14 protein-coding genes are annotated in these 15558 nt (G+C 41.3%); 10 read left to right on the forward strand and 4 right to left on the reverse strand.

Annotated elements, in window-relative coordinates; all coding sequences use genetic code 11:
- Nucleotides 1-28 precede the first annotated feature (28 nt).
- A complete protein-coding gene (locus tag CXF95_RS14545; protein WP_101199382.1) occupies nt 29-1402 on the reverse strand; it encodes an amidohydrolase family protein in 1374 nt (457 codons plus the stop codon).
- Nucleotides 1403-1408: 6 nt separating this feature from the next.
- A complete protein-coding gene (locus tag CXF95_RS14550) occupies nt 1409-2776 on the reverse strand; it encodes a nucleobase:cation symporter-2 family protein (RefSeq protein ID WP_101199383.1) in 1368 nt (455 codons plus the stop codon).
- 101 nt (nt 2777-2877) lie between these two features.
- On the opposite strand from CXF95_RS14550, the gene CXF95_RS14555 reads away from it, so the two are divergent.
- Nucleotides 2878-3792 carry a LysR family transcriptional regulator gene (locus CXF95_RS14555; RefSeq protein WP_101199384.1) on the forward strand — a complete coding sequence of 305 codons (915 nt, stop codon included), beginning with the start codon at nt 2878-2880 and terminating at the stop codon, nt 3790-3792.
- Nucleotides 3793-3851: 59 nt separating this feature from the next.
- Here the strand turns inward: CXF95_RS14555 and plsB are convergent, their stop codons facing one another.
- The gene (gene plsB / locus CXF95_RS14560; RefSeq protein ID WP_101199385.1) at nt 3852-6287 is read right to left on the reverse strand and encodes a glycerol-3-phosphate 1-O-acyltransferase PlsB; all 2436 of its coding nucleotides are present in this window, start codon (nt 6285-6287) and stop codon (nt 3852-3854) included.
- 190 nt (nt 6288-6477) lie between these two features.
- Between plsB and lexA the strand changes: the two genes are divergently transcribed.
- The 5 genes from lexA (at nt 6478) to CXF95_RS14585 (ending at nt 12064) form a co-directional block, all read left to right on the forward strand.
- Entirely contained in the window at nt 6478-7101 is a 624-nt protein-coding gene (gene lexA, locus CXF95_RS14565) for a transcriptional repressor LexA (RefSeq protein WP_101199386.1), read from the forward strand.
- A gap of 748 nt (nt 7102-7849) precedes the next feature.
- Entirely contained in the window at nt 7850-8959 is a 1110-nt protein-coding gene (gene coxB / locus CXF95_RS14570) for a cytochrome c oxidase subunit II (RefSeq protein ID WP_232787919.1), read from the forward strand.
- A 12-nt stretch (nt 8960-8971) separates the two neighbouring features.
- Entirely contained in the window at nt 8972-10576 is a 1605-nt protein-coding gene (ctaD, locus tag CXF95_RS14575; RefSeq protein ID WP_101199388.1) for a cytochrome c oxidase subunit I, read from the forward strand.
- Between the two features lie 20 nt (nt 10577-10596).
- A complete protein-coding gene (locus CXF95_RS14580; RefSeq protein ID WP_101199389.1) occupies nt 10597-11166 on the forward strand; it encodes a cytochrome c oxidase assembly protein in 570 nt (189 codons plus the stop codon).
- 16 nt (nt 11167-11182) lie between these two features.
- Nucleotides 11183-12064 (forward strand): cytochrome c oxidase subunit 3, encoded by an 882-nt coding sequence (locus CXF95_RS14585; RefSeq protein ID WP_101199390.1) that lies wholly within the window; start codon nt 11183-11185, stop codon nt 12062-12064.
- A 55-nt stretch (nt 12065-12119) separates the two neighbouring features.
- On the opposite strand, the gene CXF95_RS14590 is transcribed toward CXF95_RS14585, so the two are convergent.
- Nucleotides 12120-12329 carry a DUF2909 domain-containing protein gene (locus tag CXF95_RS14590; protein WP_101199391.1) on the reverse strand — a complete coding sequence of 70 codons (210 nt, stop codon included), beginning with the start codon at nt 12327-12329 and terminating at the stop codon, nt 12120-12122.
- A gap of 31 nt (nt 12330-12360) precedes the next feature.
- Here CXF95_RS14590 and CXF95_RS14595 point away from each other — a divergent pair, with 31 nt between their 5' ends.
- From CXF95_RS14595 to cyoE, 4 genes are read left to right on the forward strand one after another with little or no spacing between them, the layout of a single operon-like run.
- On the forward strand, nt 12361-13083 hold the full coding sequence (locus CXF95_RS14595) for an SURF1 family protein (protein WP_101199392.1): 723 nt from the start codon (nt 12361-12363) through the stop codon (nt 13081-13083).
- Nucleotides 13080-13643 carry a hypothetical protein gene (locus tag CXF95_RS14600; protein ID WP_101199393.1) on the forward strand — a complete coding sequence of 188 codons (564 nt, stop codon included), beginning with the start codon at nt 13080-13082 and terminating at the stop codon, nt 13641-13643. The genes CXF95_RS14595 and CXF95_RS14600 overlap by 4 nt, the downstream gene beginning before the upstream one ends.
- Before the next feature lie 14 nt (nt 13644-13657).
- Nucleotides 13658-14635, forward strand: coding sequence for a heme A synthase (locus tag CXF95_RS14605; RefSeq protein WP_198556626.1), 978 nt, complete (start codon nt 13658-13660; stop codon nt 14633-14635).
- A 9-nt stretch (nt 14636-14644) separates the two neighbouring features.
- A complete protein-coding gene (gene cyoE, locus CXF95_RS14610) occupies nt 14645-15556 on the forward strand; it encodes a heme o synthase (RefSeq protein WP_101199395.1) in 912 nt (303 codons plus the stop codon).
- Nucleotides 15557-15558: the final 2 nt, after the last annotated feature.

The raw sequence follows: 15558 nt of genomic DNA on the forward strand, positions 1-15558 counted from the left end.
TTTGTTTCCTACTATTTTTGTTGTTTTGTTAGGGTTGATAGAGTGCGTTTTTGCCACCGCCAGTGCTGTCTAACCAAGCTTGGCGGCGGTTAAATAAGGCTGGTGCGGCTTGATTAACCTGTTCGATAAGATGCTGTATATCATGTTCTAGTAATCGGCCGTTATCTACCAATACTTTTCCTGCGACCATAGTCATATCTACATCTTGTCCCTGTACCGCATGTACCAAGTTGTAATGAATATTCATCAATGGGCCTGAATCGATAAGTGGAGTCATGCGAGGGGTGTCACACCTGATGGCAATCATGTCTGCGGATTTCCCCACTTCAAGTGAGCCTGTTACATGGTCGAGCCCTAGCGCCTTTGCACCACCAATTGTCGCCATACGGCATATATCCCAAGCATCAAGGGCGGCAGCATCTAAACTAGAAAATTTGGCGAGTAATGACGATACTTTCATTTCTTCAAACATGTCTAGGTTGTTGTTTTCTTTTTCGCCGTCTGTTCCTAGCCCCACGTTTACGCCTGCCTTCAACATGGCAACTACAGGTGCGGCACCCGAGGCAAGTTTCATATTACTGATAGGGTTGTGGGCAACACCAATATTACCCTGAGCCATAAGGGCTATTTCATTGTCATCAGCCCACACACAATGAGCTAAGAGTGTTTTAGGGGCTTTGAGTAAGCCAAATTTTTCGAGGGCTTGAATAGGTCTTATTTTGTAGCGTTCAAGGGTTTGCCCTACGTCAAATTGACTTTCGTTGCTATGGGTGTGAAAGCCAACTTGGTAGTCTTGGCATAGGTCAGCGATACGCTTTAATGCAGGTGGTACGGCATAAAACAAATGCTCAAGGCCCACCCATACTTGTATTCGCCCATCCGCTTCTTGATGCCATTGATTGATCAAAGCTTCGTTACTGTCTAGGGTTTCAAAGTAGTCATGCTCGGGATGTTCGGCTACATAGGGTACTAAGCAAGCTCTAATGCCTAGCTGTTTGGCCGCCTCGGCACTGCCTTCCATGTAACGCCACATATCTACTATACAAGTAGTGCCTGATAATAAGGCTTCGGCATAACATAACCATGACGATAAACTGGCATCTTTGGGGGTTAACACCCTATGCATGGGATCAATATATTGTTGCAACCAATCCCATACTGGCAAGCCTTCAGCCGTGCCGCGCAACATGCCCGAGTGGCAATGTGTATTGATTAAACCCGGCATTAATATGCGATTAGCATAGGTTTTAACGGTTACATTGGGATGTTGGGAGCGTAGCTCACTCGCTTTACCTAGCTGTTTGATTTTACCTTGCTCTACCAGTACCGCACCTTGTTTGATTATGCTGTTGTTACTGTCCATGGTGAGTATGTAGTCTGCTTGGTAAAGTGTTGCTGTCATGGTGGATTAACCTTTGTTCGTTTGTTCAGGGGAGGGGCTAAAAATGGCATTAAGCAGAATAGCGGTACATACGCTTAAGATGATGCCACTGTCGGTAAAGATGTGGCTCCATTGTGGTAAATGTTGGAAGTAGCTTGGGGCTATCATAGGGATTAAACCAATGCCTAAGCTTGCGGATACCACCAATAAAGTAGAACGGGACTCAGTAAAGTCTACCTCACTTAAAATGCGCACCCCCATTAAGGCAACAGTTCCAAACATCACCATGGCCGCAGCGCCTAAGGCATATTGCGGTATTGAAGCAATAATAAATGCCATTTTAGGAAGGCAACCTAAGGCAATTAAAATAAAGGCTCCGGCGGCAGCTACGTAGCGGCTTTTGACTCCACTTATGGTGACTAAACCTATGTTCTGTGAAAAAGAGGTGTAAGGAAAAGCGTTAAATAAACCGCCTAATAAGGTCCCTAGTCCGTCGGAGCGTAAGCCTCTTACTAGTTGTTTTTGGTCTACTTCTTTATCTACTAATTTACCTAAAGCTAAAAACATCCCTGTGGATTCAACCATAGTTACCAACATCACTAGGGACATGGAGCAAATGGCTAAAAAATCGAAGGTGGGCATTCCTAAACTTAAGGGTTTGATGAGGGCAACCCAAGGTTCGTCATTTAAGCCTTTAAGTGAAATATCTCCCAGTAACCAAGCAGCAATAAACCCAGCGATCATGGCTATCAGCACTGATACATTACTCAAAAAGCCTTTAGCAAAACGGTTGATAAGTAGAATTAAGCTAAGCTGGAGTAGACTAACCAGTAAATAAATAGGTTTACCAAAATCAGGGTTAGTTGAACCATCGGCAAGAGTAGGGCTTCCACCTGCAGACCATTCAATGCCCACTTTCATTAAACTAATGCCAATAACCAGCAATACCGAACCTGTTACCACAGGCGGGAAAAACCGCAATAAACGGCCCATTATTGGCGCAAAGAGTATGCCGAATATGCCTGAAACAATAATCGCCCCGTAAATCCCTGGTAAGCCTAGTTCTGGGTTAACACCAATTGCAATCATAGGGGCGATTGAAGTAAAGGTCACGCCCATCATTATGGGTAACTTAATGCCAAAATAACGGTTGCCAAAACACTGTACTAAGGTAGCCAATCCCGCTGCAAATAAATCGGCATTAATGATTAAAGACAAGGTTTCTTTAGGTAGTTGTAGAGCAGCACCTAAGATTAAGGGCACTATTATGCAGGCTGAGTACATCACTAGTACATGTTGCAAACCAAGCAACGCTGTAGGGGCGATTGGCAAACGTTGATCAACTGGGTGAATGCCACTGCTTTTTGTTTCTGTAGGTGTATCACTAGGAGGCATAAACTTTCAATTAACAAGCAAGACAATAAGACTAATGTACTCTGCTGGCTTTAGTGTGCAAAATGGGAACTATTAAAATTTTTAATAGAACTTAGGCATTCATGCGTTTATCCCTAGAACAATTAACTGCTTTTTGCGCGGTGGCAAGTGAGAAGTCATTTTCAGCTGCAGCCCGTAAGTTGGGTAAGTCTCAATCTGCACTTAGCATTGCAGTGGCAAACTTGGAGATTGATTTTGGAGTGAGTTTGTTTGATCGTACTGGGCGTTATCCCATTATAACCGGTCATGGGCAGTCTTTACTTAGGGATGCAGAAGCCATATTGCACCAGTGTTCGTCGATGGAGAATCGTGCTAACAGTTTGGCTGCAGAACTGGAAAGCCAAGTCACTATCGCTATCGACGAAACTATTCCTTTTCAAATATTGAACCATAATCTTGCCGGCTTCGCAGAATATTTTCCACCTGTGGATTTAAATATATTACACCCGTCTTCTCAGTATATTCAGCAGTTGATCGAACAAGGCGACGCATCTTTAGGGATAATGTGTGCAGGTGCCCACTATCCAAAAAACATACATTTTAAAAGGCTTGGTAATATAGCATTCGCCAATGTAGTGCACCGAGATCATCCTTTAGCCAATTTACCTCAAGTTAATTTCGAGCAGTTAAATCAGCATAGACAGCTGGTTTATATGCCCTTACTGGATAAATTGCCTACCAGTGAATATCTAAGCGGCACCAATCAATGGCGAATGGCCAGTTATTTAACCTTGATGAACACCCTATGTGCCGGCATGGGATGGGCAACGGTACCCAAACAATTGGTTTTGGACTTGCAGTTGCAAGAGCAGTTATGCGAATTGCAGTTAACTTCATATCCTCATACTGAATGGGAGGTGGGTGTTGATTTGATTTGGTCTTCCAGTGAACGATTAGGTAAGGCAGGCAGCTGGCTTAGAGATGCATTTGGTTTGACACCGATTGAAAGGGTATTTCGAGATATGCCCTTTAGTTAGTTAAAATTAGTGTGTTAACTAACTGCTCTTAATGTACTAAAATTCTATAACACCAAGATTTATATCTGTTGCAAACGTTGCGCTATCTCAGGTGAAATAAGGTTAATCACCTCTATTTTTAAAGCCTCGCTGAGTGCTGAATGGCGCAATTGGCCATCCTTATCTGCTTCAATCAAGGCGTTTTCTTTTAATGCTTGAATAAATGTAGCCAGAACCTTCTTATCAAAAAACTCTGGTGAGTTTATGCCATGCAGCGCCGCTAATCTCTCGGCAAATTGAGCACTTTTCTTTTCCAGTACAGAGCGGCTGACTTTTTCTTGCTTCGACAATAACGTTAACACTACCGCATAGCGATGTAAGGTTTCTTGAATGCTACGGTTAAGCAACCATGCCGAATAGAACTCTTCACTATCAGCGGCTGGTGTTTGAATTTCAGTGTCATGAGTCTCGAGCAAACCCATTGCCAACATCTTGGTAAGTAGTAATTCAGTATAAGATGCCGCTTGTTCTATGCTCATATAGATAAATAATTCGCGCTTGAGTAAGGGGTAGAGCTTAGCTACCAACAGCAATATTTTTTGTTTCGATAAACTTTTATTGGCAAACACAATGGCGGCGATAAGACCTGGTAGGGCGAATAAGTGCAGAATATTGTTGCGGTAATAGGTTAGAGCGACTGCATTTTGACTTTTGAGTGAAATTATTTTACCAAAACTATCTTCGGACACATTAAATTTATTCAGTTTGAGGGTGTTGCCTAATAACTTTTTACCGGATATTTTCGGCAGGGTGGCAAGCTCGCTGTAAGGAGCATCAGACAACAATTCTAAAAAATGGTCAATGGCTAACTCTAATTCAGACTGAGCCATAGCGTGCTTTTCAGCCGATAACAAACAGGTGGCACAAATTGACATACCGCTAACTGCTGCCGTTTGGTTTATTCTGCCCATCACATCTGAAGCAAGTTCATTTACAACTGGTGTCAGCCATTGTGGCTTCTTGTCGCTACTATTTTCTTGTTTATCACGCCAATTTGGCACTTGCCGGTCAAGGTAATTAGTCAAATTGATGGGTTCACCAAAATTCAGAAAGCCGTAGCCGTAATTTTTGAGTTTTTTAATGGCTGAAAATATTTGTAAAAAAGATTCTTTTTTCTTGCCTGTGCCGTTTAGTTCTTTTAGGTAACTGGACACTTCCATTACATGTTCGTAACCAATATAAACCGGCACTATGCTCACTGGACGATTAACACCTTTAATTAGCGCCTGTAATGTCATCGCCAACATGCCCGTTTTAGGGGGCAATAAACGGCCCGTTCTGCTGCGCCCACCTTCGGGGAAATACTTCACAGAATAACCTTTGTTAAATAACAATTCTAAGTACTCACGAAACACGGCTGTGTAGAGTTTGTTGCCTGCGAAGCTGCGACGTAGATAAAACGCGCCAGCTTTTCGCAATATTCCGCCAACAGGACGAAAATTAAGATTAATACCAGCGGCTATGTGTGGGGTGACTAACCCTTCATGGTAAATAACATAGGTGAGCAATAAGTAATCCATATGGCTACGGTGACAAGGTACATAGATAATTTCGTGGCCATTTTGTGCCAAAGCTCTTACTTTATCGGCATGTCGAACTTCAATACCGTTATAAATTTTATTCCAAATTTTAGTTAAAATTTTCTCGACCAATCTGATCATGCCTGGTCGGTAATCGGCAGCAATTTCATTGACGTATTTTTTTGCTTGTTGTTTGGCTTGTTGATGACTTAATTTTTTGCTACGAGCTTCTTCAACAATAGCTCTACGTACCGATTTTGCACCTAGTACACTATTATATAATTGATGGCGCTCAAGGATGTTGGGACCTGTTAATGTTTGATGGCGACGGTAAAAATGTGTACCCGCAACGCGGATAAGTTTGTGGGCGATTTCTTCATCACTGCCTTTTAATTCCAGCATTTTTCTTGAAGATACGGCTTTGCTATAACAGACAAAATTATCTCTGCCTAAAAATAATACAATAAAAAATTTACGGAGCCAGCTAGGAGAAACTTGGTTGGCGATGACATCTGACCAACCTGAGGTGTTTTTATCCGGTGCTCTACCCCAAAGTATAGAAACGGGTACTATCTGAATATCCAGATCTGGATTTTCTCGGTGCAGACTAAATAGTTTGGCCGCATCTTCTTGAATCGAAGTACCTGTTGTTTTGCGGTTTAGCACTGATTTGGGTTTCTGTAAAAACAAGCACGAAGAATGGCGTTGATCACCAATAATAATATTTAGTGTGGGTTTAGGTAAGCCTAAAGCAACAGCAGACATTTTTAGTGCTAATTGATCTGTGATCGAACGGGTGCGCAATAAATAAACAATGGGGCGGGTTTTATCTATGCCCAGTTCAGCCTCAAGATCACTTGGAGTGCTGTTTACTTTTATTAGCCATTTGACCGGTACCGTCACTATCGCTAACAGTAATTTATGCAGCCACAACATACTTTTTTCTCGTAAATTTAAAACTTGTAAAGGATAGCACAGACATACCTAGCAGTTTATGTTGGATAATTGGTGTTTGAATTTTGTTTGTGGTTTTATTTTAGTCATTCCACAGTACATAAAAAACAAATTTGAGATTTAACTATAACTGTATATACTCACACTAACTGTATAGAAAAACAGGCTGTTTATGCGTCCACTAACTGCACGACAAGAAGAAGTACTTCAACTGATTAAAAATACTATGTTGAATACTGGTATGCCGCCTACCCGAGCAGAAATTGCACGGGAATTAGGTTTTAAATCTGCTAATGCGGCGGAAGAACATTTAAAAGCCCTAGCCCGTAAAGGGGTTATAGAAATCTTACCCGGCACGTCCCGTGGCATTAAGTTAAATACCCCCCTTGAAGACCAAATCGAAGAGCTTGGCTTGCCTTTGATTGGGCGGGTTGCTGCGGGTGAGCCTATTTTGGCTCAAGAACATATTGAGGGCCATTATCGAGTGGATCCTAATTTGTTCAAACCTAGTGCCGATTTTTTGCTTCGAGTGAACGGTATGAGTATGAAAGATATCGGTATTTTGGATGGCGATTTGTTAGCTGTGCATCGCACTACGGACGTACATAATGGCCAAGTCGTCGTCGCTAGAGTAGATGACGACGTGACAGTAAAGCGACTCGAGAAAAAAGGCAGGCAGGTTTTGTTACATGCTGAAAACGAGGCGTTTTCTCCGATTAAGGTCGATTTGGCGACTCAACCGTTTAATATTGAAGGCATAGCAGTGGGGGTTATTCGTAACGCCGATTGGATGTAATATAAGCTGTTGATGCGTATTTCAATAATCAATTAAAATTCCTTATTAAGCCATATAACGAGTTCTGATAAAGATACTTTACTTAGGTCCCCAGTCTTAATCCATTACTCTCTTTTGAGAGTATTGGATATATCCACATTCTTAGTTACCCTGAGCTCTCGATAAGCCATAGCGTCCAGCAACTTTATTATCACGCCTATCTTCTTTGAACTTGCTGGCAATAGCTGGCTATTCCTCCACAAACTCGCCTCGATAAACGTAATAATAGCAGCACTCAATGTCTTCAATGCCTTAGTCAATCAGTTATATTTATCTATGCGCAAGGGTATAACAGACTGTGTTTGTTATAATTACTTTTAGGGTGGCGGCAAGTCTTATCGAGAGTTCAGGTTGGTTACCTTGTGTCGCAAACCGGTCAAGACTCTAATCTGCTTTTATTAATCCAAATGTTAATCAACTCAACGTAAAAAATTGACGCTAAGAACGTAAAAAATTGATGAATTAACATGTTTATGTTTAAAAAATAAGCAAACTAAATAAAAAAGCTAGACTAGTCGCTATTAAATGAGCGACCCTTAACATCCCAGCAGTAAAAAATAACAATAAATTAACTAAGCGTTAACTAAAATAGTGATTGCTTCTATTTTGAAGTTTGTGTTTCAGTGAAAAATAAGAAGTACGTTTAACGTATATGAGGTGCCATGTGAAGAGAATTTTGTTCAAGGTTGGAACTATGCTATCTGCATTGATGACAACGCCGGTGTTTGCAGAATCGAAAGATCATATTGAGCAATACCAGCTAAACATGACCAAAGGCGTGACAGACATCAGTGCTGGTGTTTATGACATGCATATGTTGATGTTTATAATCTGTGTTGTGATTGGCGCTGCCGTATTTATCGCCATGTTTATCTCTATGTATTTCCATAGAAAATCTAGGGGTGCTAAGCCTGCTAATTTCCATGAAAGCGTAAAAGTTGAAATTGCTTGGACAGTGATTCCTTTTGTTATCTTGGTTGTTATGGCTGTCCCCGCTATGAATCTCCTAATTGATATGGAAGATGCCAGTGAGCCTGATGTGTCCATTTTGGTGACGGGTTCACAGTGGAAGTGGCATTATAAATATATGGATAATGACGTTGAATATTATTCAAAACTGGCAACTCAAGCTGATCAAATCTCTGGAAAACTGCCTAAAGGTGAAAACTACTTACTTGAAGTAGACAGACCGCTCGTTATTCCTACAGGTCAAAAAGTGCGATTTCTTATTACATCTGACGATGTTATCCATTCTTGGTGGGTGCCAGATTTTGGGTTCAAACAAGATGCTAACCCCGGCTTTATCAATGATGCTTGGACTAATGTGAATGAGCCTGGCGTTTATCGAGGCCAATGTGCTGAGCTTTGTGGTAAAGACCACGGATTCATGCCCATTGTAGTGATTGCCAAAGAGCCTGCTGAATATTCTAAGTGGATTTCAGAACAAGAAGCGGTTCAGCAACAAGCCAAAGCAGAAGAACAAAGGTTGTTATCTATGAATATGACAATGGATGAAGCTATGGAGCAAGGCGAAAATGTCTACAACGCTAACTGTGCTGCTTGTCATATGCCAAATGGCGAAGGGTTACCAGGTGTTTTTCCCGCATTAAAAGGCAGTCAAATCGCTGTTGCAGATCAGCCTAAACACATCGATATATTGATAAATGGTGTCACAGGCAGTGCTATGCAATCTTATGCGAAACAATTAACTATGTCTGAAATTGCTGCTGTTGTGACTTACGAGCGTAATGCTTGGGGTAACGATACTGGTGACTTGGTTCAAGCCAAAGACATCAATTCAGCAATGAACGGACAATAGGAGAAGGTGACCATGACAACAACAACTGATGACACTCAGCATGACTCTCATGCAGATGATCACCATGAACATCATATTCCATACGGTATAACACGTTGGCTATATACCACCAACCATAAAGATATCGGTACTCTATATTTGTGGTTTGCTTTCATCATGTTTTTAATTGGTGGCGCAATGGCTATGGTAATAAGAGCTGAATTGTTTCAACCGGGATTACAAATAGTAGAGCCTCACTTCTTTAATCAAATGACCACTGTGCACGGCCTTATCATGGTATTTGGTGCGGTTATGCCTGCCTTTACGGGGCTGGCCAACTGGTTAATACCTATGATGATAGGCGCGCCAGATATGGCTCTGCCTAGAATGAATAACTGGAGCTTTTGGATATTACCTTTTGCTTTTTTAATTCTTTTGTCTTCATTATTTCTAGAAGGTGGCGGTCCTGCTTTTGGTTGGACCTTCTACGCACCTCTGTCAACGACCTACAGTGCCGACAGTACGGCATTGTTTGTGTTTGCTGTGCACATCATGGGTGCTTCATCCATCATGGGGGCAATTAACGTCATCGTGACTATTTTCAACATGCGTGCCCCAGGTATGACTTGGATGAAGATGCCTTTGTTCGTCTGGACATGGCTAATTACTGCGTTCTTGTTGATTGCTGTTATGCCTGTACTGGCTGGTGCGGTAACGATGGTGCTGACCGACAAATTCTTCGGTACCAGTTTCTTTGATGCCGCTGGTGGTGGTGACCCGGTCATGTTCCAACATATATTTTGGTTCTTCGGGCATCCCGAGGTGTACATTATGATATTGCCTGCATTTGGTATTATCTCAGCGATTATCCCTACCTTTGCCCGTAAACGATTATTTGGTTATGCCTCTATGGTATACGCTACAGCATCCATTGCCTTACTGTCGTTTATTGTATGGGCACACCATATGTTTACTACAGGCATGCCAGTGGCAGCAGAGCTGTTTTTCATGTTCGCTACTATGCTGATATCTGTGCCCACAGGTGTGAAGATATTCAACTGGGTAGCGACAATGTGGCGCGGCTCTATGACTTTTGAAGTCCCTATGTTGTTTGCAATAGCCTTTATAGTGTTATTTACCATTGGTGGCTTGTCAGGATTAATGTTGGCAATAGTGCCAGTGGATTTCCAATACCATGATACTTACTTCGTAGTTGCACATTTCCATTATGTGTTAGTCACAGGAGCTATATTCTCGATTATGGCGGCTGTGTATTACTGGTTGCCTAAGTGGACCGGAAAGATGTTCCATATTGGTTTGGCCAAATGGCACTTCTGGTGTTCATTGATATCGGTTAACGTGTTGTTCTTCCCTATGCATTTTGTTGGCTTAGCTGGAATGCCGCGTCGTATTCCAGACTATGCATTACAGTTTGCAGACTTTAACAAGTGGATCAGTATTGGTGGTTTTGCCTTTGGTTTATCTCAACTTATTTTCTTAGTCTTGTTGATCAAGGCTTGTAAAAAACAAGGCGAACCAGTATCTGCCCAAGTGTGGGAAGGAGCTGAAGGTTTAGAGTGGGAAATTCCTTCTCCAGCGCCTTATCACACATTTGAAACACCGCCTGTTGTAAAATAACCTAATAGGAATTAACACTTATGAGCGCTAACCCAAATCAAACAAAAAACAATAAATTGGTGCTGAAACTGGCTGCAATTGTGATTGGTATGTTTGGTTTTGGTTTTGCGCTGGTGCCTCTTTATGACGTACTTTGTGATGCATTGGGTATCAATGGCAAACCATCAGATACAGCGTCAGTTTACGAGGCCGTTGAAATTGATGAGAGTCGGTTGATCACAGTGGATTTTATTACGCGGACAAACACCGGTATGCCATGGGAATTTAGGTCTGAAACCAGACAGGTTAAAGTACATCCTGGGCAACTCAATCAAGTCAATTTTTACGTGAAAAACCCTGCCAAGACTGCCATTGTCGGTCAAGCTGTGCCATCAATATCTCCTGGCCCAGCGGCGTTATATATGAATAAAACTGAATGTTTTTGTTTTGAACAACAAACATTAAAAGCAGGGGAGGAATTGTTGATGCCTATGCAATTTTATGTCGACCCTCAACTCCCTGAAGATATTACTTATTTTACTTTGCAATATACTCTTTATAACGTCACTTCTAACGTCACTGCTTCGGCAGATGTTGTGGCAATGAATTAGGGTAAAGGAGAACACAATGTCAGAAAAAGAATACGAAAAGTACTATGTTCCCGCAGAAAGCCCATGGCCCTTTATGGGGGCTGTCGCGTTATTTTTAATGGCTGTTGGGGCCGGCAATTTTGTGATTGAAAGCACTCGAGATAAGGAGGGCTACGGCGCTTACATTTTGGGCGCAGGTTTTTTAGTTTTGGTAGTGATGTTGTTTGGGTGGTTTAGAAACCAAATACATGAGTCTATGAGTGGGTTGTATAGCGCACAGTTGGGCCGCTCTTATCGTCAAGGTATGTCATGGTTCATATTTTCTGAAGTCATGTTCTTTGGCGCCTTTTTTGGTGCTTTGTTCTACGCCAGATTTATTTCAGTGCCTTGGTTAGGCGGTGCTTCAAATAACGATATGACAGGTGAAGTATTATGGCCTGCATTTGAAGCTATCTGGCCTTTGGTTGTAACTCCAGGCGGGGCAACGACAGAAGCTATGCCTTGGACTGGTCTGCCCTTGATTAATACGTTTATACTGCTTACCTCGTCAGTCACTTGTCACTTTGCCCATGTAGCACTCGAGCAAAACAATCGTGGCAAACTTAAACTGATGCTTGGTTTAACTGTGTTGCTTGGCGCCATATTTATGGTGATGCAGGTTGAAGAATATATTCATGCATACACTGAAATGAACTTAACCTTACAATCTGGCGTGTATGGAAATACTTTCTTTTTATTGACTGGGTTTCATGGCTTTCACGTTACGCTAGGTGCGATAATTTTATTTATTATGTTACTTAGAGTTATGAAGGGGCATTTTACGCCAGACAATCACTTCGCATTTATGGCCGCTAGCTGGTATTGGCATTTTGTAGATGTAGTTTGGGTAATACTCTTCGCTGTTGTTTATATTTTTTAGCTAGGTCATTTGTTAGATGAAAGAGCCACTGCAATGCAGCGGCTCTTTGCATTGGTTAGTGTGGTGTAGGATTTGGAACGATGAGTCCAGTTGCTACAGCGAGCAGTATCAGGCCAACAATAATGGCTGATGTTAAAACCCTTCGTCCAATAAATTTACTCATGGGGGGACTATTGGGGTCGTCTTTAAGCATAATCATCATGGCTTTAAATAAATTGAACACCATAAATAATAGTAACCCGCCAACAAGTATTTTGATTAACATCTATTTACTCCTAAAGACATTTTGAGCTGTTATGTGGAATTTTATATCACGTTTACCCTTTGTAGCTACCTTAGTAACTTTTGTGTGCGTTGTCATTATGTTTGCTTTGGGTAATTGGCAATTACAACGGGCTGAACAAAAAACAGCACGTTTATTCGCTATAGAAGTTGCTGCCCAAACGGCGCAAGTCGATTTACAACAGGTTTTACATAGCAACATAAATGACATGTTAGATATGCCGGTTAATTTTGAAGGTACAGGGGATGCAGCACGTTATTTTTTATTGGATAATAAGATCCATAAAGGGCGAGTCGGATACCAAGTATTAGTGCCCACGCAAACATATTTAGGTACAGTGATTGTCAATTTTGGTTGGGTAGCCGCGACTAATAGCCGAGAAATTTTGCCTAGTATCAAGATTGATACTGAAAAATCACGTTTTGGGGGAGTGATATCCTTACCGTTAAATAATGCCATGATTAAAGAAACGGCTCTGGTTGATGGTGATTGGCCAAAAGTTCTGCAGCAAACGGATCTCAAGGTTATTCAACAGCACTATAAGCAACAGATATTACCTTTTGTGGTGTTATTAAATTCCCAGGAAACTTCAATCTTCGTAAGAGATTGGCAACCTGTGGTAATGGCACCAGAAAAACATTTGGCCTATGCCGTACAATGGTTTTTGCTGGCATTTGCTGCGTTAGCAATATTTGTTATCGCCCAGAGAAATAAGTTAAAAAGGAACATAAAGTGAGTACCACAAAAAAAAATAAATTAATGATGTTGCTACTAGCTTCGGTTTTTATACTTCCTGTATTACTGGCTAAACTTGCTTTAGATAATGGCTGGTTTAATCAAGCCGCGACAAATAAGGGAGAACTGCTTTCCCCAATCGTCGATATGAGTGGATTGCGAACCTCTGACCAAGAGCCCAAGTGGAAGTTACTTTATGTTTTGCCAGAAGTGTGCACTGTTGAATGTGAAAACGCGTTATATAGCATTGCTCAAGTTCGCAGTGCGTTAGGTAAGGAAAGTGATCGTGCCGAAGTGGTGGTTATTGCCCATGAAAAAAGTAATATAGCACAGCTTGCATTGCTCAAAGAAAAACAAAACATTCGTTTGTTAAATACTAGTTTAATCAGTCTGCAACAAATGTTTAAAGATGAGAGTACAGATGCTATTTTTATCGTCGATACTCTGGATAACATAATTTTACGTTATCCATTACAACTCGATAAGAAACAGGCTGTACTGCATAGTCGTGATATTTTGTCAGATATGCGCAAGGTACTTAAACTGTCGCGTATCGGCTAGAGGATACTTAAATGATGAAGAAGTTGGTGTTGCTAAGTATTCTATTGGCCATGGTGGTAATAGTACTGGGTGCTTACGCTCGCCTGACTGATGCCGGATTAGGTTGTCCTGATTGGCCTGGTTGTTATGGTCATTTGAGTTTTTCTAAAACCACAGAAAATATTGAAATAGCACAGCAGGCTTTTCCGGAACGTCCATTTGAAGAGCATAAAGCTTGGAACGAGATGATTCACCGTTATTTTGCCAGTGCTTTAGGTTTTTTAATACTGGTGATCTTTATTAATAGCCTATTCAGCAAAGCTTATAACAAGCCAGTAAAACTGCCAATTTTCCTGGTGTTTTTAGTCTGTTTTCAAGGCGCTCTAGGCATGTGGACTGTGACTCTCAATTTATTACCTGCGGTGGTGATGGGGCACTTATTAGGTGGTTTTACTGTTTTATCCAGTCTGTTTTTATTGTATTTAAGGTTGATCCATTACCGTATTCCAGGCGGTGATGCTGGGATGCGTCAGTTTGGGAAATATTCAATTTTAGGGATTATTGTTTTGACGGGACAAATTGCTCTTGGTGGCTGGACGTCTGCAAATTATGCTGCACTAGCTTGCACCGAATTACCTATATGTGAAGGTGCTTGGTACCAGCGTTTAGACTTTGCGGGTGCTTTTAGTATTCCAGAAGCAGAAAATTATGAGTTTGGTGCCCATGACTATGCCCAGCGTATGACTATGCATATTGTGCACAGAATAGGTGCGTTGATTACCTTTTTGTATTTATGTTGGTTTGGTATTAGATTGTATGCTGCAGCCCACTCAAGCTTAATTAAAAAGTTATCTATCTTAATGGTAGTAGTTATGGGTGTTCAAATTGCTTTAGGCGTAAGCAATGTAGTGTTCAGTTTACCTGTTGCTGTTGCCGTGATGCATAACGCAGTAGCCGCGTGTTTGATGTTGGTGTTAGTTACCATTAGTTACACATTGTATCGCAAAACTTAGGAGAATCAGGTGAGTAAGGTCGTAGCCGTAGGACAACAAAGTAATCAATTTAATTTATGGTCTACTTGCCAAGATTATTATGAATTAACTAAACCAAAAGTAGTGTTATTACTATTGTTAACCGCATTGGTTGGCATGTGTTTAGCCAGTGATAGTTGGATTAGTTGGCAAATTTTAACTGCTGGATTAATAGGTATTGGTTTTTTGTCTTCTGCAGCAGCTGTCGTTAATCATGTTGTTGATAGAAAGATAGACGGCAAAATGGCACGTACTTTTAATCGCCCAGTAGCGAAAGGTAAAGTAACCCCACAAAAAGCACTGATTTTTGCGGCAGTATTAACCATTGTTGGATATGCGATCCTCGAACTATGGGTGAATCGTTTAACTGCTGTGTTAACCCTTGCTGGGTTATTGGGATATGCGGTGGTATACACCATGTATTTAAAACGAGCAACACCACAAAATATTGTGATTGGAGGTTTAGCGGGTGCCATTCCTCCATTGCTTGGCTGGACTTCAGTTACAGGTGAAATTCACGCCCATGCATTGTTATTGGTACTGATTGTGTTTACCTGGACGCCACCCCATTTTTGGGCATTAGCCATTCATCGCGAAAAAGACTATGCCAAAGCAAAAGTGCCTATGTTACCTGTAACCCACGGCATTGAATTTACCAAAACCTCTATCTTGTTATATACAGTTTTACTCTGTGTAGTGTGTTTTCTGCCTTATTTAGTGGGTATGTCTGGTCTTATATACCTGATTGGTTCCACGTTATTAAATGCGGGTTTTTTATATTACGCATGGAAATTGAAATTTACCTCGACCGAACAAACCGCTATGGAGACCTTTAAATTTTCAATTATTCATCTGATGGTTCTGTTTGTGGTGCTTTTGGTTGATCATTATATGTGGTTTTAGAC

The organism is Paraglaciecola sp. MB-3u-78 (assembly GCF_002835935.1).
Classification (GTDB): domain Bacteria; phylum Pseudomonadota; class Gammaproteobacteria; order Enterobacterales; family Alteromonadaceae; genus Paraglaciecola.

What these genes read in the sequence shown, in the direction of transcription:
- CXF95_RS14545 (WP_101199382.1), bottom strand. Translation starts at nt 1,402, where the DNA reads ATGACAGCAACACTTTACCAAGCAGACTACATACTCACCATGGACAGT.
- CXF95_RS14550 (WP_101199383.1), bottom strand. Translation starts at nt 2,776, where the DNA reads ATGCCTCCTAGTGATACACCTACAGAAACAAAAAGCAGTGGCATTCAC.
- CXF95_RS14555 (WP_101199384.1), top strand. Translation starts at nt 2,878, where the DNA reads ATGCGTTTATCCCTAGAACAATTAACTGCTTTTTGCGCGGTGGCAAGT.
- plsB (WP_101199385.1), bottom strand. Translation starts at nt 6,287, where the DNA reads ATGTTGTGGCTGCATAAATTACTGTTAGCGATAGTGACGGTACCGGTC.
- lexA (WP_101199386.1), top strand. Translation starts at nt 6,478, where the DNA reads ATGCGTCCACTAACTGCACGACAAGAAGAAGTACTTCAACTGATTAAA.
- coxB (WP_232787919.1), top strand. Translation starts at nt 7,850, where the DNA reads ATGACAACGCCGGTGTTTGCAGAATCGAAAGATCATATTGAGCAATAC.
- ctaD (WP_101199388.1), top strand. Translation starts at nt 8,972, where the DNA reads ATGACAACAACAACTGATGACACTCAGCATGACTCTCATGCAGATGAT.
- CXF95_RS14580 (WP_101199389.1), top strand. Translation starts at nt 10,597, where the DNA reads ATGAGCGCTAACCCAAATCAAACAAAAAACAATAAATTGGTGCTGAAA.
- CXF95_RS14585 (WP_101199390.1), top strand. Translation starts at nt 11,183, where the DNA reads ATGTCAGAAAAAGAATACGAAAAGTACTATGTTCCCGCAGAAAGCCCA.
- CXF95_RS14590 (WP_101199391.1), bottom strand. Translation starts at nt 12,329, where the DNA reads ATGTTAATCAAAATACTTGTTGGCGGGTTACTATTATTTATGGTGTTC.
- CXF95_RS14595 (WP_101199392.1), top strand. Translation starts at nt 12,361, where the DNA reads ATGTGGAATTTTATATCACGTTTACCCTTTGTAGCTACCTTAGTAACT.
- CXF95_RS14605 (WP_198556626.1), top strand. Translation starts at nt 13,658, where the DNA reads ATGAAGAAGTTGGTGTTGCTAAGTATTCTATTGGCCATGGTGGTAATA.